The 20,375-nt window shown below is 59.1% G+C and carries 14 protein-coding genes; 9 read left to right on the top strand and 5 right to left on the bottom strand.

All coding sequences use genetic code 11. The annotated features are described in order from the left end of the window. Positions 1-418 precede the first annotated feature (418 nt). Positions 419-1,132 carry a lysozyme inhibitor LprI family protein gene (locus K5L94_RS06515; protein WP_144435270.1) on the bottom strand — a complete coding sequence of 238 codons (714 nt, stop codon included), beginning with the start codon at positions 1,130-1,132 and terminating at the stop codon, positions 419-421. A gap of 591 nt (positions 1,133-1,723) precedes the next feature. Here K5L94_RS06515 and K5L94_RS06510 point away from each other — a divergent pair. Then, positions 1,724-2,047: a hypothetical protein gene (locus tag K5L94_RS06510; RefSeq protein ID WP_180874505.1), complete on the top strand. Its 324-nt coding sequence runs from the start codon at positions 1,724-1,726 to the stop codon at positions 2,045-2,047. 42 nt (positions 2,048-2,089) lie between these two features. Here K5L94_RS06510 and mobQ read toward each other — a convergent pair whose 3' ends face one another. Continuing rightward, a complete protein-coding gene (gene mobQ / locus K5L94_RS06505) occupies positions 2,090-3,613 on the bottom strand; it encodes a MobQ family relaxase (RefSeq protein ID WP_274512298.1) in 1,524 nt (507 codons plus the stop codon). A gap of 259 nt (positions 3,614-3,872) precedes the next feature. On the opposite strand from mobQ, the gene K5L94_RS06500 reads away from it, so the two are divergent. From K5L94_RS06500 to K5L94_RS06485, 4 genes are all read left to right on the top strand, one after another. Further along, a complete protein-coding gene (locus K5L94_RS06500) occupies positions 3,873-4,139 on the top strand; it encodes a hypothetical protein (RefSeq protein WP_019659219.1) in 267 nt (88 codons plus the stop codon). Positions 4,140-4,328: 189 nt separating this feature from the next. Then, a complete protein-coding gene (locus tag K5L94_RS06495; protein WP_274512295.1) occupies positions 4,329-7,292 on the top strand; it encodes a tellurite resistance TerB family protein in 2,964 nt (987 codons plus the stop codon). After that, a complete protein-coding gene (locus K5L94_RS06490; protein WP_274512294.1) occupies positions 7,289-8,587 on the top strand; it encodes an ATP-binding protein in 1,299 nt (432 codons plus the stop codon). The genes K5L94_RS06495 and K5L94_RS06490 overlap by 4 nt, the downstream gene beginning before the upstream one ends. A 2-nt stretch (positions 8,588-8,589) precedes the next feature. Continuing rightward, on the top strand, positions 8,590-10,770 hold the full coding sequence (locus K5L94_RS06485; RefSeq protein ID WP_274512292.1) for a DEAD/DEAH box helicase: 2,181 nt from the start codon (positions 8,590-8,592) through the stop codon (positions 10,768-10,770). A gap of 456 nt (positions 10,771-11,226) precedes the next feature. Here K5L94_RS06485 and K5L94_RS06480 read toward each other — a convergent pair whose 3' ends face one another. The 3 genes from K5L94_RS06480 to K5L94_RS06470 form a co-directional block, all read right to left on the bottom strand. Beyond that, complete coding sequence (locus K5L94_RS06480) at positions 11,227-12,210, bottom strand: hypothetical protein (protein ID WP_274512291.1); 984 nt, start codon at positions 12,208-12,210, stop codon at positions 11,227-11,229. 677 nt (positions 12,211-12,887) lie between these two features. Next, positions 12,888-14,219 carry a hypothetical protein gene (locus tag K5L94_RS06475; protein ID WP_274512290.1) on the bottom strand — a complete coding sequence of 444 codons (1,332 nt, stop codon included), beginning with the start codon at positions 14,217-14,219 and terminating at the stop codon, positions 12,888-12,890. Between the two features lie 236 nt (positions 14,220-14,455). Further along, entirely contained in the window at positions 14,456-14,662 is a 207-nt protein-coding gene (locus K5L94_RS06470) for a DUF6624 domain-containing protein (RefSeq protein ID WP_274512288.1), read from the bottom strand. A 460-nt stretch (positions 14,663-15,122) separates the two neighbouring features. Here K5L94_RS06470 and K5L94_RS06465 point away from each other — a divergent pair, with 460 nt between their 5' ends. From K5L94_RS06465 to K5L94_RS06450, 4 genes are all read left to right on the top strand, one after another. Then, positions 15,123-16,520, top strand: coding sequence for a site-specific integrase (locus tag K5L94_RS06465; RefSeq protein WP_274512287.1), 1,398 nt, complete (start codon positions 15,123-15,125; stop codon positions 16,518-16,520). 128 nt (positions 16,521-16,648) lie between these two features. Next, positions 16,649-17,017: an H-NS histone family protein gene (locus K5L94_RS06460; RefSeq protein WP_274512286.1), complete on the top strand. Its 369-nt coding sequence runs from the start codon at positions 16,649-16,651 to the stop codon at positions 17,015-17,017. 602 nt (positions 17,018-17,619) lie between these two features. After that, a complete protein-coding gene (locus K5L94_RS06455; protein ID WP_274512285.1) occupies positions 17,620-17,979 on the top strand; it encodes a hypothetical protein in 360 nt (119 codons plus the stop codon). Positions 17,980-18,295: 316 nt separating this feature from the next. After that, positions 18,296-20,128, top strand: coding sequence for a patatin-like phospholipase family protein (locus K5L94_RS06450; RefSeq protein WP_141057189.1), 1,833 nt, complete (start codon positions 18,296-18,298; stop codon positions 20,126-20,128). Positions 20,129-20,375: the final 247 nt, after the last annotated feature.

The following is a 20,375-nucleotide window of genomic DNA, read 5'->3' as shown; positions in this document are numbered from 1 at the left end:
AGGTGGGGTTACTTGACCAACGGCGAAATTCTCGATAGCATAGCTTCACTTGGTGGGAGTTCTGGAGCAGCACCAGTACCCCGCGACGGCCTTTAGGGCCATGCTGCAAAAGTAAAAGATCGTAGCAAAAAGGCCACCTACGGGTGGCCTTTTTGCTGTGTATGCTCTATCCCTAAGATAGCGGCTATTTCTTTCGCCCCAGGGAAATAAATTCCCAAAAAATCAACAACAAGCCGGAGCAAGGGCGGGATATCCGTCCTGCAGATGGCCGGCTACGCCCGGGCCGAGCACGCAAAAATTGCCGACAAGTTGACCAAGCGGCTAGCGACCGCGTTAGGAGCGCTGTTGATTTGGCCGTCCAGGAACTGCTCAGGCCCGTGCCCTGAGCAGTCACGGCCAGCGATAGATTCCTTAGGAGCTATTTCAACTCGGCCAACCGCGCTTGGTAAGCCTGCTCCACACAGGCTTCGTCGGTACAGACGTCCCGCACCGTCCTGCGCCACCGTCCTTGACTCGCCGCAACCTCGCCCGGGTCCATCGAGCGGGTCCGGACGGCACCAAACGCCTCTGCAGTTTGCTTGTCCAACCGGGCCAGATCCGGATCGGCACAAATCATCTGCTCTACGGCCGACGACGCGTTCACACAGTCAAAGCTGGGCCCAGTCGAAGCGCCATCCGCCAGCGGCTCGTCCGAGTTGGGCTCTTGGTAATCGTCCGCCTTCGTCGACATCGCTGAATCATAAGCAGGATCAACGTCCACTGCCTGTGACGCTTCCACTGGGGCCGCAGCTGCGGGAGCCATGGCTTGTGTTTGGCTCCTGACATTAGAGCTGATAGCCGCACCGATGCCAATAAGATCTCCAGGAAGCACCTGGACCTCGGCCAAGTGTTGTCCATTGACCGCCTGAGAGGTGTATTCAAGCCGTAGCTTGTAAACGTCCTGCCCAGGGTTGTTGAATGGCGCGGCCAGGTCAGCTTCGCAACTGTAGCGGCTGATCTTCTCATCAAAGCTCGTCGGATGAGCCAAAGAGATGGGAAGAACACTGCGAAGCTGCTCTGCGCTCAAATTGGCAGCAGCACTGGTCGCCCCCAGCTCCCGCTGGATGATGCTGCGAACCAGGTCCAGGGTCATCTCATCGCCGCACTCCGGCGCTCCGGCCTTCCCGCACCCTACGAGTGCAGGAAGCAAGAACGCACTGCTTAGAACCATTTTTTTCATTGACATCCTGTCCTCGTCGCAAAGGTTGGGCAACGCCCTCTTATGCGGCTATCGACCCCGTTGCGAATTTCTTTAGAGAGCTAACTTGGGGCCATCGTGATCCAACGCCGGCGGAGTCAGCCCCGCTTGTGGGGCCGACTGCGCGACTGCAGGTGACTTTCCAGGGACCGCTTCCCCGCCAGCAAGTTCTTTTCGACTAAGTAGCAATTGTGTGCGCAATTCCCTGCTGAGTGCCCTTGCTAATTTTCACTTAACTGGTTGGCTACGAGCACACACCAACCGAGGACGCACATTGCTAGATCCACGAACCCAAATCGCCGCCCTACTTCTGAGCGGCAGCTTCAATCCCACCGTCCATCGCACTCGCGAAGAGCGCTTGGGAAACATCCAAGCCGCTCTGGAGCTCGCGGAGCACGTCCTGGGCAGGTCTTCAGGAAAAAGCCCGATCCAACCCATCGATGCTCAGTTGACCGACCACGGGAACACACCAACGACGGAGGAACCATGACTGATCCACAAACCCGAATCGCCGCGCTGGTTTTAAGCGGCACCATCGAACGAGCGGCTCAGCGTACACAGCAGGAGCGCTCAGAAGATGTTCGAGTGGCCTTGGAGGTCGCCGCCGAGGTTTTGCGCCAGCGCGCAGGCGGAAACCCAGTCGACCTCATTCATGACAGGCCTCACCTTCAGCCACGGCCCGCTCCTACAACCAAGGAACGCGTCGAGGTAAAAGAGGATCTGGCTCCGTTGGACCAACTGCTCGCTGATCGGCGGGGAATCAGGCCCTCGGCCAAGCCGCCAACGACCAAACGGCCAACGATTCATTGAACTTCCCAAGCCCCCCGCCACAGCGGGGGCTCTTCATTGCTGTCAGTGAAGCCTTGGCCGAGGCGTGGCCTGCGGGGTGGATACAGTCAGCTTTGCGGGGTCTCCCGTTTCGTGAAGCGGATCCTCCAACTGATCCAGGGCTACCCTGCTGCCGGCTTCCAACTCTGCCACGGCGGCTGACAGCTGATTCGCACAGGCCTCTTCCTGACCGTCCTCGATCTTTGTACGAGCTTTTCTCAGGGCATCCAAACGCTGCTCGATTGCGGCCAAGCGACGTCCGCGACGCCGGGCCCAAGCCACCAGTGCAGCGCCTGTCGGCCGGGGCTGCTGTTCGATGAAGTCCTCCAACGACCGCTCCGCGCGCGTCAGAAGCGATGCAGCCCGTCGTTCTGCCTCCACCCGTCGCAGCCACTCCGTCGCTCGTCGCCTCACGGCGGTCAAGCCCCTTAGCGCTCGGTGGATATCCTTGCGCACCCTTGTCGCCACGCTCCCGTTGCTAACGGCCAAGTCCAGGCGACCTAGAAGCAGGCGCGTGGACCGAAGCGCGCCCTCGAGACCGGCCGCCACCACGTCACGCCAAAGTCCCCACGCGCTCTCCATCAGGGATCGCAGCGATGGTTCGGGTGCATCGGGAAGAGTGCGAATGGCCAGAGCTCCTCGCCGACCGAATCCCTTTACGTCCTCGATGTAGCTTTCACCCGATTTCGCCCCCAGCTCGACACGGTTCGGCGGCATCGATGCATGTCCGCGGGCACGATCTGTATCCGTCGCTGCCCTCTCAAACCGTATCGCTGCCTGATGCACAGCACCCTGGTTTTCCGCAACGATGTTGGCCAGAACCTTCCCGACATCGGTCTCCACTCCCCGCCGTTCGAGCGCTGAGGCCTGCTGGCCCAAGTGGATCGTTGGGCGCCGCCCGAGAACCGCAGCTTCGACGATGTCGCCGCGCTCGAGCGCGTCCTCCGCTTGCGCTTCCAAACTTCGATGATCGACGGACACTGGGACCTCGGCAGCGGCCAAGTGCTGGTTTGTCAGCTGGGCCACCATCGCCCGGAGCCACTCCACTTCGCTGCGCCCCGAGGGGCCACCGTCCAGCTCGCGCGTCTTGTCCGCAAGCCCTTCGGCATCCAAGCGGCGCGTGGTGGCGAGGATGTGCACGTGCCAATTCAGTCCATCGTTGCTGCCCGGCGAATGGATGCTCGCTTGGGCTGCAAAGCCGTAGCGATCAACCAGGGCCCGGGCGATGTCCGCCGTCAGGGCCGAGCGCTGCGGCCCATTGAGCTCATGCGGAAGTGCGATCTCAAACTCTCGGGCCACGGTCGCGTCTTTTCGCTTCTCTGCCGCCTCGGCTGCTTGCCAGAGCCTGGCCGCATCGAGCGACCAATCGGGCGCCTTCAAAGGAACCACCCAGCGGCTCTCGACCACTCCGCCTCTGCGAGAGTAGTCGTGCCGTGCTCCCGTGCGCTCATCTACGAGCGACAAGCCCGCGCGGTAGGCCGCGGCGGCAACGGCCGAATGGCCTTTGGCACGGGAGAAGGTTTTGACGCGGGTGTGGTAGATAGCCATGCAGAGAGCTCCAGTTCTTTGAGCCCTTTATGCCTTTGAATTTGCCGTTGGCAAGTCGCAAAGCGGCTTGGGGTTCAAGGGGCGAAGCCCTTTGCGCACGCATCACTTGTGATGCCTAAGTGCGCTTTTCGCTCTTTGCATTTGCATCTTTCTTTTCTGATTTTCTGAATTGCATCAAGTGCGAAAGCGATGCGCCATAAATAGGTTGACGGATGAGAAATCATTGCTTCACTGAGGGAGACTTCACTAGGAGAAGATCATGTCATCCACCAATCACTACCGCGATCAGATCCAACGGGCCACCCATCGGCTGGCCCAGCTTCAAGCCAGGGAGCTTCTGGCGCATCAGCGGCAGGATGCCCGGGAGAAGGCCATCAAGCGCCGCGACGACGCCAAGCGCAGACGACAAGTGGCCGAACTCGTTTTCCTGGCCGGGGCCCAGAACCTGCCAGACAACGAGATCGTCGCAGCCCTGCAGCGGCACATGCTTGCGGTGAACGAAACACGGCTCTCACCACCCCACTGATCATCCCAGCTCACTCGTACGGCCATCAACGTCAAGGCTTGGGGCAGGCACGCCAGTGCCCTGGACGCCAATACTGAATGGGCGAATCCTGGCCATCCCAGAGCCTCGCCCCGTCCTGGCGATGCGCGTCTCACGTGGGGTTGGCGAGCTACAATGCCCCAAAAGGAAGCGCCAAAGGCAGGGGGCCACATGGCGAGAAGGAAGCAAACCGCAGGCGGCTGGATCGTCGCAATCCTGGTCGTCATAGCATTGGTGCCAAAGGAAGTCTGGATCGGTTTGGGGATCGTCCTTGCGGTGGCCGCCGCCGTTTGGCTCTGGGCCAAGTGGCAGGCGATGCGCCCGAAAAAGACACCCTCTCCCGCCAAGCCGGTCCCCGCTCCAGAGCCGACCTTGGCGGAGTTGATCAAGGCATCCGCTCTTCCATCTGGGCAGGCGGCACAGAGACAGCCCCGCGCAGAAGCTGCCCAACCGGCGAGACCCGCGAATATTGAATCGGGCACGTCCTCGGGATCGGTCGGCGCTGCGGTGCCAGAAGATGCGCGCCCGCTCGGCTCTGAGGGGCGCCCGGCGCTGCCTGCGGCGCAGGCCCCGAGCAAAGCGCCCCCGGAGACTCTTTCGCCGCCCCGTCCTGGCAATTTGGAAGAGGCCAAAGCCGCGGTGAGCATGCGCCTTGCCATCGAGTCCGCCGCACGGGTGCTGACGGCCGTGGGCTCCGCAAACCCTTCTACCCCCTACCCCTACCAACCTGACGAGGAACGCATTGAGCGCGCGCGCCCGGGCAACCTCGCTGCGGCGAAACTTGCCGTGACCCAGCGCTTGGCCGCGACTTCGCAAGATGAGCTGGTCGAGCCGCTGATCCAGTTCGCCACAAACGCGGACACAGCCTCGGGAGAAACCTTGACGGGCACCATAGATGGGCGAGCGCACTCGGACTCAAGAGCCGCGGAGCAGACTAACTCTCCCCACACGAACGGAACCCGCGACGCAGGTGCAATGACGCCGCCGCCCCCGCTTCCATCGCGGGCTTCGCCTCCCTCCCTGCCCGATGAGCTCCGGCGGGTGGCCATCGACGCCGGAACGCCGGCAAAGCAATTCACGGTACCCCGCCCCCCCGAGGGCTGGGACAAGACCCGCTGGCTCGGCGTCCAGGACGAGATCGAGATCGCCGGCATCGTTATCCGGGGCGGCCTGTTCTACACAGGTCCGCGGCTGATCACCCCTGGCACGCGTGAGAACGAGCCCAGCTTGGTCAATGGCGTTCTTGCCGTAGGGCGATACGGAGATTACCGGTCCACGACGCGCTACTGGGGAGGCTACGCAGATTTTGAACCCGCTGAACGCCACTCCTATCTGAAGTGGCTCGCTTCGGACCGTACCGATCCCGGCTGCGCAATCCAGTATGTTCGATTGTTCCTGTTTGGATTGGAGCGTCGCATCTTGCTGGATTCGGTGAACGATCCGGATTCCAAGCAAGACTGGCCCGCTATCGAGGCGATGCTCCGCCGTTTGTCGTCTGCTTATGCCGCCGTGCTTCCGAACGTCCACGGTCATGTCAACAGCCTGCTCGACTGGATGGCTCTGACCGAAGCAGGCGAACAGCTTTACAACGCGCCGCTTCCCGCGTTCGAACGAACTTACGAACTGCCTTTCTACATCCGCTTGGCCCTGGGGCAATGCTCCTTGGATCGAGTCCCCGTGCCCGCCGCGCTGGCCACTGCGTGGGTGCGACTCAATCCAGAGATTCCGCTGCGAACCGCCGCAACGCGTTGTGCGGAAGAGTTCGATCGCCTTTTCGCTCTGCGGTATCAAGAGACGTTCGGCCCTGGAATGGTGCTGCCAAAAAACCGCACCAAGCTGAAGTTCACACGCCGCCCCTTTAACCCGGCCTTGGACCGGACTGATGCCGGCACCAAGACTTTCGGTGACATTCCCGATGTCACCGCATTGCGAGCGCCCATAAAGGCGCTGCAGGAACTTGTTTCTCAGTGCACGGAGGACCTCGGAGCCTTCAGCCGGCTCGTGGGCAAGAACCCCGAGGCCCGCCAATCCATTGAGGGCACCTTGCTGCTTCCGTCAGAGATCTGGCCGCTGGCCACGCGGACCGCATTGGCCGAAGTCGCTTCGGATGTTCAAACCGCCAATTTGTCGATCAAGCTGACCGACCTATTGGAAAGGCTTGGGGCAGTCGGAACCACCTTGGGCAAGGACAAAATTCGGGAACTCGCACGAGCACTGGAGCAGTCCAAGGTCGGCATGGAACCCAATGTGCTCGAAGGCGCGCGGGTGCCTGGCGAGAACGACCCGATCGTTCTCTTCCCCCTGCTTCCCGACCAAACCCATCGAACCGACGCTCAGGCCTATCAAACGGCCCAGTTGACCCTGCAACTCGCCTCGACGGTCGCTCAGTCTGATGGCACGTTCAGCACCCACGAACTTCAGCACCTTTCACGCGAAATCGAAAGCTGGACGCATCTGAGCGAGGGTGACCGACGGCGTCTGCGCGCGCACCTTGATCTCTTGGCGATGGCACCGCTTTCCTTGCCTACGCTGCGCAAGAAGCTGGATCCGCTCAGCGGGGACATAAAGGACGCCATCGCCGGGTCCATGGCCACGCTCGCCCAAGTCGACGGGATGGTCTCCCCAGAGGAGGTCCGGTTCTTGGAGCGCGTCTACAAAGCGTTGGGCGTGGATCCCGCTCGTGTGTTCAGCGACGTCCATGCCCCACGCCCGCCCAAAGCCCCCAGCGCATTGCCCAAGGCTGCGTCTGGCGCATTCCAACTCGATCCCGACCGGATCGCTGCTCTTCAGCGGGACACAGCCCAAGTCTCCGCATTGCTCGCCAACATTTTCACCGACGAGGAAGCGACTCCCCCTGATCTTGCGCCGGCGGAAGCGGTGAGTGCCGAGGTGGAGAGTGCTGGTCAGTTGCTCGGGCTTGATCAGGCACACAGCGCATTGCTGAGGCTAATGCTGTCGCGCCCCGTCTGGACCCGTGCAGAACTGGAAGATGGCGCGGCAGACATGGAGCTGATGCTCGACGGCGCGCTTGAACAAATCAACGATGCGTCGTTCGACGCTTACGACATTCCATTTTCCGACGGCGACGACCCGTTGGAGATCAACCCCGAATTCATTGAGAAGATCGAGCAATGAGCAGCCCAATCCGTTCCAGGGACCGCGACGCGGTGATCCAGTCGCTGCGCGCCGGCGTCGTTCCACGCGCCGGTCAGCATTTGATCCAGGTCGGGCGCGCCCGTGAAGTGCAAACCCTGGTCAGTGACATCGATCGGCTCGCCGATGGCGGCTCGTCCTTCCGCCTGGTGGTGGGTGAGTACGGCGCAGGCAAGACCTTTTTCTTGAACCTCGTTCGCGCCGTTGCAATGGAGCGGAAGCTCGTCGTGGCCAGCGCGGATCTGAATCCCGACAGGCGGTTGCATGCTTCAGGGGGACAGGCCCGGTCGCTCTACGCGGAGCTCATGCGGAACTTGGCCACTCGGACCAAGCCCGATGGAGGCGCGCTGCCCGGGGTGGTCGAGAAGTTCATTTCGACCGCAGTGGCCGAGTCCAAGTCGCAAGGCTTATCCACCGAGCAGGTCATTCGCGCGAAGCTCGAGCAGCTGAGCGAACTGGTGAACGGCTATGACTTTGCCGACGTGATCGCCGCCTATTGGAGAGGGTTCGAGCAAGGCAACGAGCAGCTCAAGTCCGATGCCATTCGTTGGTTGCGTGGCGAATTTGCCACCCGGACGGACGCGCGTGCAGCGCTGGGCGTCCGAACCATCGTGGACGACGCATCGGTCTACGACCAGCTCAAGCTCATGGGCCGCTTTGTTCGGCTGGCGGGCTATAGCGGCCTGCTGGTGTGCCTGGACGAACTGGTCAACCTCTACAAGTTGGCCAACGCCCAGGCCCGGAATGCAAACTACGAGCAGCTCCTGCGCATGCTCAACGACTCCCTGCAGGGCACTGCGGTTGGCCTTGGTTTTGTTCTGGGCGGCACCCCGGATTTCCTGATGGATACCCGCCGCGGCGTCTACAGCTATGAAGCTCTTCAGAGCCGCCTGGCCCAGAATACCTTTGCCACCAACGGGTTGGTGGATTTCAGCGGCCCTGTCGTTCGACTGTCGAGCCTGACAGCCGAAGACTTCTACGTCCTGCTCACCAAGATTCGCCATGTCTACGCTGCCGGCGACGCAGGCAAGTATCTCTTGCCCGATGAAGCCATTCACCAGTTCATGACCCATTGCGCCAATCGAATCGGCGATAGCTTCTTCCGCACCCCGCGCACAACGATCACCGCCTTTATCAACCTCTTGGCCGTCTTGGAGCAGAACCAGGGCGTGGACTGGCAGGACCTGATCGGATCGGTCGAGGTGGCAGCTGACCACGGGGGCGACGGCGAGTTGGTCGTGCAAGAGGACGACGAGCTGGCGTCGTTCAGGCTCTAACGATGACTGCCTCCAGCGCCTTCCAATCGCTGCACCCTCGAATCCAGCGCTACCTCTGGACCGAACAATGGGAGGCGCTGCGTGAGGTCCAGGAATTGGCGATTCCTCTCGTCCTGAGCGCCGACCGGGACGTGATCATCGCCGCCAGCACCGCCTCGGGAAAAACCGAGGCCGCTTTTCTTCCTGCGCTCACGCACCTTCTGAACACCGACGAGGAGGGCCTGATTGTCTACATCAGCCCTCTAAAGGCGCTCATCAACGACCAGTTTGAACGGCTGCAGCGGCTTTGCGAGGACCTTGAAGTCCCCGTGTGGCCTTGGCACGGGGACGTATCGGGCTCCACCAAGCAGCGGTTCTTTAAGCACCCCCGTGGCGTGCTCCTGATCACGCCGGAGTCCTTGGAGGCGATGCTCTGCAACCGCGGGACATCCGTTGCGGCAGCGTTCTCAAAGCTCCTCTACGTTGTCGTGGACGAACTCCATGCGTTCATTGGAAGCGAGCGCGGGAAGCAGCTTCAATCGTTGATGCACCGGATCGACGTGCTATTACGGCGGCGGACTCCCCGCCTGGGCCTGTCGGCAACCTTGGGTGACTTTTCGAGCGCTGGGGCCTTCCTACGCCCCGGTGTTGGGACTGCCCCCGCGCTGGTCAACGCCTCATCAGCTGGAAATGATCTCCAGCTGATCATCAAGGGCTACGAGCAACCCGCATCTGAGGGCGGATCCGACGAGAATCCCGCGGCTCCCGCTGCGGTGGCCGAGCACCTCTACCGGGTGCTTTCAGGGACGAACAACCTGATCTTCCCCAATAGCCGAAGGGAGGTTGAACGCTACACGCACCTCCTCAACCTGCTGAGCGAACAGGACGGCCGGCCGAGAGAGTTCTGGCCACACCATGGGAGCCTGTCCAAGGAAATACGCTCGGACACGGAAGCGGCCCTGAAACAAAAGGGTCGTCCAGCGAACGCAATTTGCACGAACACCCTGGAACTGGGCATCGATATCGGAGCGGTGAAGAGCATCGCGCAAATTGGCCCACCACCTTCCGTGGCCAGCCTTCGCCAACGCCTTGGTCGCTCCGGGCGCCGCCCTGGAGAGCCAGCGGTGTTGCGCGGCTACGTTATCGAGGACTCAATCGACGCTGAGTCGACGTTGAAGACAAGGCTTCGACTGGACACAGTTCAGTCCACTGCTTGCGTGCTGCTATTGCTGGAGAGGTGGTTTGAACCGCCTTCGGTCAACGGCCTACACCTTTCAACGCTCGTCCAGCAGTTGCTTTCTTCCATTGCCCAATACGGCGGGCTTAAGGCAGCTCAAGCGTATCAGCTGCTCTGCGCAGATCAGGGACCGTTTCACGGCCTATCCCAAGACGCGTTCGCAGAGTTGCTTCGCCACCTTGGCCAAGAACAGGTGCTAATTCAAGATGGCTCCGGCTTGCTGCTCCACGGCCCGGTCGGCGACAAGTTGGTCAACCACTACACCTTCTACGCCGCTTTCAGCGTCGACGAAGAGTTCCGGATCGTGGCCGCCGGCAAGGCACTGGGCACGCTCCCCGTGTCCCAACTGGTGACCGTCGGCCAGCGAATCTTGTTTGGCGGCCGCACTTGGCTCGTCGAGCAGATCGACGACGCCCAAAAGACGATCTATGTGGCCGCAGCGAAGGGCGGCACCCCGCCTCTTTTCAATGGAACGGGCGGGCAGGTCCACACCCAGGTCCGTAACAAGATGCGTGGACTGTATCAGCAAGAGATCAAACCAGACTTCTTGGATCCCACTGCCTATCGCTTCCTGCAGGAGGCGCAGAGCGCCTACCGTCAATTGAGACTGGACGGGAAGGTTCTCCTCGACCAGGGCAGCGATGCCTTGCTGCTGACGTGGCTGGGAGACTCCGCAAATGAAGCCATCGCCTGCCTCCTAAACGCTCAGGGATTCACTTCTCAGGCCGGCAGGCTGGGCGTGGAAATCTCCAAGGGGGCTAGGAGTCTCGATGACGTGATCAAGGTGCTCGGGCGGGTGGCAAAGATGGCATTGCCATCGCCAGAGACGCTTCTTTACTCTGCGAACAACCTAGTCACGCAGAAGTGGGACGGCGTACTTCCTCCACGCCTTCTGAGACGCTCGTATGCATCGTTGAAGCTGGACTTCGAAGAGGCGATTGCATGGCTCGCTTGCGAGTTCGGATAGTGCACCAGGTCGTCAATTGGTGCGAGCCGATAGTCCCAGTTGCCAATGACGCCCTCAGCCCCAGGCATTGCCACCCAAACCCCAAACGGGTTACTCAAGCCCATGGCCTAGTCTAGGTTGCAGATCCTCGTTCAGCATCACCATTGGAGCCATGACCAGGGCACCCTCTCGCCCCTCAGCCTGGTAACACCAAGTGCCTGACCACGAATCACAACCGCTCAGGCACGATCTTTCCAATTGCACGATAGACAATTGGAATTCCTCGGTATGACCGCGGCAAACCTTGCGGAACCCTCTTAAAGACATTCACCAAAAAAGCTCGACGCCCGAGACGCCAATGCCATGTTAGCCCGATACCAGAAATTTGCGCCAACTTGGATACCCGGTCGTAGAGCTCCCCTATCGAGCCATCGATCGATTGAACCTCAGGATCAACATTCATAAGCCCCCCACTCCCTACAATAGCCTCAGCTTTAACTCAGAAAACACCGTTGTCAATGGCGTAGCATAAGTAACCTTCAAAACCCGCACACCAAAGCGCCTCCGCCATCCACCACAGAAAAGATGACCAAACGCCCCTCCCTTCAAATCACATATAACTGAACCGCTATCTCCGCCATTCGAGAACTTCCGCGGGAAAGCCCCAACCTCAATGCAATCATCAAAAAAAGCAACACCCCCGTCCCACGCAACACTCACGGCGCAAATTCCTTTACCCAGTATTCGGCCGTAGGTTAGACCGGTGGTTCTTCCAATCTTTGCGACCCCCGAAAATAATCCAGGAACATTAGAAACTTGAGTGATTGATCCAAGCCCAGGAATATTGTTGACATGCCCGGATTCGGGATCTCTTATCCTGGCAATTGCAGCATCGACCACATTGACTTGGCCAACGACCACATCTTTCCATAGGACAAGATCAGCAACTACATCAGCTGACTTAATTAGATCATTGCGACCAGGTTGAATAATCCTACACTCGCCCCGCCCGGCAGGATCCAGAAGGACATGATTGTTGGATAAAATGAATTGTCCGTCCATCTCTTCGGACTCGACAAACAATCCAAGGGTCCCTGCGGCTCCCTTTATGTTAGAGATACTTACACCCACACGCATGGGCCTGCTCTTCCCCCTCAACCAAGCAGCACCTTCCGGCCCAAGAATCTCCATAGGCTGGATATCAACCTCGCCTTTACATATCTCAGTAATCTCGCCAACGATTTGCGGAATTACAGACTGCTCGCCTTGCGGGCGCACAGCCAGATAAAAGTCGCCCTGCCGCGCTCCTGGCGCTATGCCGAGTGCGATCTGCGCACGCGGCGCCCTCCAACGAGACCTCGCACCACCTCGTGAGAAGCGCATTTCCGGGACAGGTCTCGGCCGCAACTCGAAACGATCCAACAGCTCATCTCTCAGACCTACGACACGCTCGTATTCCATTCAGATAGCTTCCTGATAAATCCTCATCCAAGCATGCCACCTGCAGGGCACTGGAGGGGAGCGCGAGCCGACTAGCCCTAGTGACCCGATAAGCCCTGCATCACACGTCTGTCCCGTCCTCGCCCACCTGCCACGGTAGGCCGGCCTCGGGCAGCAACGCTCGCCTTAGGCGAGCGATGTGCACCGCGTCGGCGGCACTGAGCACGCTCTCTTCGCCCTCTGTGGGCAGCCGAAGGTCCGGACCGCCTGATGAGCTCGCCGCGAAGTCCTGGGTCAGTGGGCGTCCCACCAGTTGCACCTAGCGACGCGACGAGGATCGACCGAGTAGTTGCGCCACGGCTCCGCTTCCCAAGCAATTTCTCAGCCACGATTTCACGGCGTCGTTTACCATTCCTACAGAACTAAACCAAACAATCCAAAGGGCGCTGTTAGCTTACAGAAATTAAGCGGTATAGAATTGCGGCGGATCTGCTCTGCCGCGCATCAAGCCCCATTGCAGCGGGTGCTCTTGCCCTCGGACGCTACCGCCGCCAGGGGCTTTACCTCTCGGGGCAGCCTTCTGTCCACTCATCATGTTTCTCCGTGGTTTAAATTGCCTGAAGGCAATGCGCTGCTCCACGGGAGATGAGCTCACCTGCTGATGAGTGTGGCTATTGCTCGCGATCTTTTAACTCGCCTCATGGCTGATCATCGTCCGCCGTGCGAGGCCCGTGAGGCGGGTCCTTTGACCTAAACTTGTTAGGACTCTCAGTTCGCCTGACAGCCCTTAGCACTACGTCCTTAAGGTCTTCAGACAGGCTTGGAACCTTTTTCAGAGCTTCACGGAACATTGGCGACGCGAAAAACTCCGCATAAGGGCTTCCATGATCAGTCTCCGCCATGAAACGCAACGGCTCTTGGTCAAGGTGGCGGAGCGCCGACCCAAATAGGTCCTTTTCAAATTCCGGATCGATTCGTGAGGCTTCGCGACGGTAGCCCTCATAGGCCGTCGCAAGGGACGCTTTAAATGAGTAGTCTTCCGCTAGGCGAAAGCGCTGCGCTATTTGACGCGTAGCCAGCCAAGCCACCCACAGTGGCGCGGCAAGGGAAAGCGTCCCAAGGGCGACCTGAACCCAGATCAATGACATGAACTGCTGGCTTGTCGGGTCCTTTGTGAGTTCGGAGATTGCTTGGACTCTGAGGTAGCCAAGGTACGCGCCAGCGCCGAGTGCACCGATCAAAAGGCCGACCCACCACCTAACCGATACCCGAAGCGCGTTAGCCCTGCTATTGAAAGCCTCAGCGAGCGCATGACTGGTCGTGGCGCGATACACGGCCTCGATCCCGTCCAGTACCCTCTTGGCTTCAACCTCTAACGCCTCCATCCGGGTGAAAGACGACGCAGCACCATCTGCTGCGGCTTTCGACTTCGACGCTGCCTCAACTGCAGACTGATGTGCTGCTGCAACGTCCTTGCGTGCGTTAGCAATCATCTCAGCATCGACCGGAAGATCCCCGATCAGCTGAGCCCCCTGCCTGATCTCGTCCAACTGGTCTTGGAGAGCCTCTCGATCCACAACAATGGCATCCAATGCCTTCTTGGTCAGCTTCAGCTGACGCCGCAGCCGACCTGGCAGCGTCTCTGGATCGGGCTCGGCCCACACGCCAGTTGGAAAAAGAGTGCGCTCCCACTGATTGAACGTCTCAAAGTACGCCCAACCTGCCTGACCTATGTTACCGCCCGAAAGATTGCCCAGATTGCTAGTCAGTATGGTGAGCTGGGTGGGAAGGCTGGCGATCAAGTCCGCTTGATCTTGCTCGTCGGGGTCAGTCTCATCGAAAGCGAGATCCGCATCCCTGATACGCTGAGCCAACCGCGCCGGAACGGCGGCAATCTCCTGTGGCGTGAGTGCAGGCGCCATCCAACCGATCTGCTGCTGGAGCGGATTGGTCACGCCATTAAACGTCCGCTCCACCGCAGAAGTAAATTCATCCAGAGCAGTACACGCTGCTTCGACTTGCTGGTCCATGGATAGCCCCCCCATCCCTATTCAGCGCATTGTAGACGCAGATTATGCTGCCTGCGCAAGGCTCGGCCTGCGATCCGCACCTTCAAGAGCTCCTGCGGACCCGCAAATCTCGTTCGGTGGACGCGTCCGAAGCACTGGACCAGGGTAGCGACGTAGACCCACTCGAAAATGCCAGCAGCCTAGACCTCGATCGCAACGCAGTCCGTTTCGATGCGGCCCCAAAGATAGGCGTGATTTCATGTTCTGACCTGCCCTCTGGCCACCAAGGGTTGCATGGCGTCCGCGACAGAGCGCTGGAAGGGCGGATCCTTGTCGGCATACTGGGCTACCAGCCAGGCCGCGTCCGCCCCGTCCTGGCCCACCTGCGCCACGGTCGGCCAGCCATGGGCCGCAACGATCGCCTTCAGCCGAGCGGTGTGCGCCGCATCGACAGCACTGAGCACCCTCTCCTCACCCTCAGTGGTCAGCGGGAGGTCCCGCGCGCAGCTCGGGGTTAGTGGGCGCCCCACCGCTGGCTCCCAGCGGCGCGAAGAGGATCGCAATCACAAACAATGGACAGACTCGTTGCGCCACAGCTCCGCCTCCAAGGTGATTTCTCAGCCCTCAATTCTCCGCAACGTTTATCATCCGTACAGAACTAACATAACAATCCAAATGTCGCTGTTAGCTTATATAAATTAAACAGTACACAAATGACTGCGAAAAGCTACAAGACCATGCATCGCAAACCCTTGATTTAAAAGCGTTGTGACCGTCATCCTGCGCAGTAACACCTTTGCGCGTTTACGCCTTACAACCACCGCCACGGAGAAAGCCTAAGGCAAAAACAGAAGACATCTTTTTCTATTGACGATTTTGCAGCCTGTTTTATCTGTACTTCCATCGAAACGATGGAAGCCAGAAATGCCCCTGAAGAAACTTCTACACCCCCTGCAATCCTACGTGGACGATCCCAGGGACTCCTTGCAGATGACCGACATCCGCATCGGAAGGGTTCGTATCGGAAAGCTCGTGGTCACCGGCCGGGAGGCCGCGGTCCACGCTCAGGACATCTTCAACACCGTCTGTGAGCGAACAAGGCGTCCGCGCTCTACGAAGAATGGCACGCGCTACCCCGAGCCACTGCCTGTAGCGACACCAGGTCGTTCGCTTTCGGTGGAGATTGATGACTACCTCCGAAATCGTGGCGACTACAGTTGCCTCGCCAAAGAGACGGTCGAAGCGACCGCACGCACTCTGCGATTGCTGCTGCTGACGTGCGGTGACATTCCTGTCTCGCGCATCGATCACGCCCACATCTACAGGGTTTGGGACTTGATCCGCTGGCTACCGGACCGCTTTCTATCCGACCCGGCATACCGCGGCTTCACCTACAACCAAGCAGTGGAGTGCGGCAAGCAACTGAGCGTCGCGCCACCAGCCCCGGCCACTCTTGAGAAACACCGTCGGTTCCTGTCGACGTTCTTCAAGAAGCTCGAAAAATCCAAGGCCATCGTTGCGTCCCCCATGGTCGCCTTCGACGAGATCAAGAAGGACTTGGTAGTGGATCCGAACAAGCCCGAGCGCCTGTTTGACGATGCAGAGCTCAAGCGCATCTTCGCGCACGAAACGTACATCCCATGGGCCATCAAGTATCCTCACCGCTGGTGGCTTCCCATCCTTGGCCTCTGCACGGGAGCACGCATCAACGAGATCGCTCAGTTGAAACTGGCGGATGTGGTGCAGGAGGCCGGCGTCTGGTGCATCCGGATCCAGAAGACCGTCGATCCCGACCTTGCGCACAAGACCCGAGATCGGAGCCGGCAGCGCCTGAAGGGGAAGGCAGCCATTCGAACCCTCCCCATCCCCGCCCCGGTGGTCGACGCAGGCTTCCTAGATTTCGTGGCCGATATCCGCGCGTGTGGCCATCCTCGATTGTTCCCCCACCTGACCGCCGGCGTGAACCGCAAGACAGGCGAATCCAACCAGCGCTACAGCCAAGCGGCGCTCAACCAGTTCAGCACCTACCTGAAGAGCCTGGGCTTCGGGAAGGGAATCGGGCTGCACGCGTTTCGGCACACCATCGCCACGGAGCTCCATCACAAGGGAATTCCCGACGAGGACATTGCCTTGCTGACGGGCCACAGCATCAGCAAGAGGGTTCCGGTGCTGCATGAGGCCTACTTCCACAAGAAGCCCGAGCTCGCGCGAAGGAAACAGATCGACCTTTTGGCCCGCTACGCGCCACCGGTGGAGCTGCCGATCTACAACAGGGGGCAGTTCGCAAAACAACTGGGTGATGCGAGCAAGTTCTACCCGTAGTAACCGGGGCTCTTATCCGAGCCCCACCAAACCCCTGAGGCAGGGCCTAGCTAAGCGCTCGTCAGGGGGCGTTCGCATCGAACCCCATTTGGAACTAGGCTAAAGCTCTCAACGCTCGGATCAAACAGATGACCATCGATGTCAGCGGCCTGTCGGCCAAAGAACTAAAGACCCTGATCGCTCAGGCAGAAAAGCAGCAAACCAAGGTGCTGACCCGGCCCAAGGCTGCCGCCATGCGAGCCAAGATCAACCAATACGTCAAAGACCACGGTTACACGATTGAGGAGCTTTACGGGGCGGTTTCAACGGCCTCTTCCGAGACCTCCAAGAAGCGCACCGGCCGCAAACCCGCGAAGTCCGCCGGCAGCAAGGTCGCCCCTAAGTACCGCAATCCGGCCAACCCCAGCGAAACATGGTCCGGCCGTGGCCGCCAACCAAGGTGGCTTGCTGCGCTGGTCCAGAAGGGGAAAGAGCCCAGCGAGTTCTTGATCAAGTAGTCCAAAGCACAAGTCCACGAGCGAAAGCGAATCAACACCCAGGCCCTTTGTCGGCGCGCGCACGGCGCATGTGAGGGCCTGGGCTTACTTGCCATGGACGGCGAATGCGCTCTGGTGAAGGCACTGATTGGTGTCGCCTGACATTGCAGGACAGGACGTGCGCCCGATTGCAGGCGCGTGCCTCGCCGTCGATGACGAGGCCTGGGAAGACTCTTCTCTTAGTCCCGGCATCGCCCCGCGCCGATCGCGCGGTCACCAGAATCCCTGCAGCCTGTCGTCGGGGCGTTGGGTCTTGCTCCACCTATCCGCCACCCACCAAGCAGCCCTGGCGGACAGGATCAAGGCTAGCACGTCGCGCCAGAGCAGGCCGAGGCTGTGCAACGATCAACTCCAGGCAGGGCGACGGGCAAAGCTTGCCGAAGGCGACGGCACTGACGTGGCTCAAGTCGCCAGGAGATAAGGCCGATACCGTACCCGTGGCACACTCGCGATACATAGCTTGACTGCCGCTCATTACGTGAGCATCGCAGCCAAGTCTCTGGAACAACCCAACTGCGGGCGTGCGCCGTCCTTCAACACAATTGGCTTACATGGAGTTTCCAATGAACCCACACTTCTCGGCCGAAGCACCGGAGCGCCCCCGTCCAAAAGGCCTATATGCGCAACTAGATTTCATTGAACCCTTGGGCGAAGGGTTGGCCCTGGTTGGCTTGGACGGTGTGGATGCGGAGTGGTTCGCGGAATTCACCAAGCGCTATGGCCTGAACGATAATGCCGCGAGCGCGGACGCATGCGGAGAGTTCTTAGGAGAACGTGGTAGCACAAGAATTCTGACTCGCCAGTTTTTTATCAAGCGCGCTGATCGGGCTTCGAGCTGCGCTCTGCGCCTGTGGAGCAAAGAAGTCTACAACCCTGCGCTGAGGCGCAGACACCGCCCGAGTGCCGCCCTTCCTTTGATGTAAATCGGCTTTTCGCTATAGATGCCAACGGATGCGGGAAACGCGGCTCGATAGCGCAACAATAGTGGCGGACGGCATAAGTGCTCGCGGTGCCAATCTCGGGGTAGCCAGGACCTACCGCCCTGATATATCGATGCGAGCCTGTTGAGCTAAGCTCTCCTAGCGCGGTTGATTTAAATTGCACTTAAGGATGCTTAGAGGAGCCTGGCTGGGCGTGAGTAGGAATTCGGTACTTCATCGATGGCACCACAATGCCGTCCTACTCATCCAAGCACCGCGCGTGGGAATTCACAACATATTTGGATGAAGGCGATAAGCAATGGAAGCAGTGGAGACCGCTATGGATGAAAACCCTTCCCTCGCCAGCAATGGCGGGACGACGCCTATGGACACGACTGATGCTTCGCTTGATGTGGCCCCGAATCCGCAAGGACTCGCCGTCGTAGAGCAGAACGTGTTTGTTGCCTTCCAAGGCGGCGGTGCCAGAGGCGTCGTTCATGTCGGCGGACTTCGGGCCCTTGAGGACGGGTTAGGTGAAGCAGACGAATCAGATAGCTCACCGATAAGGCTCAAGCTGGTAGGCGTGGCGGGGACATCTGCTGGATCAATCGTGGCCGCGCTTGTTGCCAGCGGAAGGACTTCCGATGATCTTTACGATCCAACGACCGGAGATCACCTCCTCTCGACGCTACAGGGCGGAGCCTATCGCTCTCTCACAGGCCTGTTCACTCGGCGCGGATGGAACAATATCCTTCGCGCCAAAAGAGTGTCTTCTCTCTTGTCCTCAATTGCCAACGTTCGAGACCTATTTAAGTATGCTTTTGTAGCCTCGGTCGTGATTGCTCTTACGACGTATTTGGTAGGACTTTCCGCCTACCCATCAAGTTTCCTTAGCCTTCGTTTGGCAGCCAGCCTGAACGCTGCTGTAAACATCATGACTGTGATCATTCCAGTTGGGATGATCATTTTCATCATAGTTGGCGCGTTCGTGGTTGTTCGCCTGCGTCCAGGGCTAGCCCCGTTAACAGCCGTTAAAACGGCTGTTGATGAAGCCATCAGGTTATCGCTACCTAACTTGAGTAGCTACGCAGACAGGCATCTCGAAGATGAAAAATATGTGACCTTCAAATGCCTCAAAAGCTGTGGTGGACTGCCCCTTCGCATCGTCGCGACCGATTTGACGAGAAAGGACGTTCGCCTATTTTCGTACGAGACCACTCCTAACGTAGCCATTGCCGACGCTGTATGTGCATCGATCGGACTTCCCTATATCTTCAAGCCCCATCGTATAGACATCGACGGCACACCACACGAATTTGCCGATGGGGGATTTCTATCCAACCTGCCCCTATGGGCCTTTGATGATGAACGGGCCAAGGATCCAGATTGCTGGTCCATCGGAATGTCTATCAAGTCAATCCCTAAGGTCGCCGACGAGAAAATTGACAAGCCGTCACACTGGTCAACTGCGATCCTTGACGCCATTGTCTCAGGACCATCGCTCATTCATCGCCGCGGCATTGATAATCTGATGATGGTGGATCTACCTTCGTCCTTAGACCTGCTGGACTTTGATAAAGGCGAGGTCCGCATTCGCGGGGAGATATCCCGGGCCCGGACAAGGGCTAACAAGATGCTGCACGCACAGTTCTTACAATTTAAGCTCACAAAACTCATGCACTGGATTGATGAGGTCGCGCTTGAAAACTTCAATTCAGTTTTGCGGAGCGCGGGCAGGGAAGAGAGAAAAAGCCTGACGTCAAGGCTGTACTTAAACTCTCAGAGATACGCGTTACTGATTGCAGGCCCTGGCTCTGGCTTAGGAGGAGCCTCCCTAACCAAATTCCCTCTCATCGATATGGGCAATAGTCTGCATTGGCGCACGGCGTCAGAAGTGGGCCTGCCGACAAAGGGGCTTTGGTCCGTGGTGGTCAGACTTAAAAAGCCCCTAACGATGGGAGACGCGTTTGTTTCGTTCCACTCTTTAGATTTGACGCCACAAGACCTGAGTGCTATAACTGGGATGGGCGATGACTCATCGAGCTTGGACGCTTTGGTCGGACTACTTCGAGGGTCACTTGAAGAGTTTGAATTAGCGTTAGCAGCTGAAAAGCATATTACCCGTGAATTCATTTTTAATTGCGGCGTATGAGGTGCAATATGAATCGTAAAAATCTGTTACCTACTGCACCTGCTCCCACTGCCTCCCGCGAAGCTGTGCGGGATGCCTCGCCTAAGGTGAAGCCGCTTCTGAAAATATCCGCAAATACGGGAAGCATTAACTCTCGTGCTTTGATGGCTACCGTGGCTGCTCTGAGGAAGGAGCGAGACCAACCTAATCAGCCAAAACCTGCAAGGCCGCGCCGCGCGCTCATTTCCTTCAAATGACTCGAACGGCG

The sequence above is a fragment of the Stenotrophomonas forensis genome, assembly GCF_028752115.1.
GTDB classification, from domain to species: domain Bacteria; phylum Pseudomonadota; class Gammaproteobacteria; order Xanthomonadales; family Xanthomonadaceae; genus Stenotrophomonas; species Stenotrophomonas forensis.
Note: the sequence above shows the minus strand (reverse complement) of the source record. Positions and strands in the feature narration are given on the sequence as shown.

Coding starts and splice junctions, on each gene's coding strand:
- K5L94_RS06475 (WP_274512290.1), bottom strand. CDS start 14,219: ATGGACCAGCAAGTCGAAGCAGCGTGTACTGCTCTGGATGAATTTACT.
- K5L94_RS06455 (WP_274512285.1), top strand. CDS start 17,620: ATGAACCCACACTTCTCGGCCGAAGCACCGGAGCGCCCCCGTCCAAAA.
- K5L94_RS06465 (WP_274512287.1), top strand. CDS start 15,123: ATGCCCCTGAAGAAACTTCTACACCCCCTGCAATCCTACGTGGACGAT.
- K5L94_RS06450 (WP_141057189.1), top strand. CDS start 18,296: ATGGAAGCAGTGGAGACCGCTATGGATGAAAACCCTTCCCTCGCCAGC.
- K5L94_RS06480 (WP_274512291.1), bottom strand. CDS start 12,210: ATGGAATACGAGCGTGTCGTAGGTCTGAGAGATGAGCTGTTGGATCGT.
- K5L94_RS06495 (WP_274512295.1), top strand. CDS start 4,329: ATGGCGAGAAGGAAGCAAACCGCAGGCGGCTGGATCGTCGCAATCCTG.
- K5L94_RS06510 (WP_180874505.1), top strand. CDS start 1,724: ATGACTGATCCACAAACCCGAATCGCCGCGCTGGTTTTAAGCGGCACC.
- mobQ (WP_274512298.1), bottom strand. CDS start 3,613: ATGGCTATCTACCACACCCGCGTCAAAACCTTCTCCCGTGCCAAAGGC.
- K5L94_RS06500 (WP_019659219.1), top strand. CDS start 3,873: ATGTCATCCACCAATCACTACCGCGATCAGATCCAACGGGCCACCCAT.
- K5L94_RS06490 (WP_274512294.1), top strand. CDS start 7,289: ATGAGCAGCCCAATCCGTTCCAGGGACCGCGACGCGGTGATCCAGTCG.
- K5L94_RS06485 (WP_274512292.1), top strand. CDS start 8,590: ATGACTGCCTCCAGCGCCTTCCAATCGCTGCACCCTCGAATCCAGCGC.
- K5L94_RS06515 (WP_144435270.1), bottom strand. CDS start 1,132: ATGACCCTGGACCTGGTTCGCAGCATCATCCAGCGGGAGCTGGGGGCG.
- K5L94_RS06460 (WP_274512286.1), top strand. CDS start 16,649: ATGACCATCGATGTCAGCGGCCTGTCGGCCAAAGAACTAAAGACCCTG.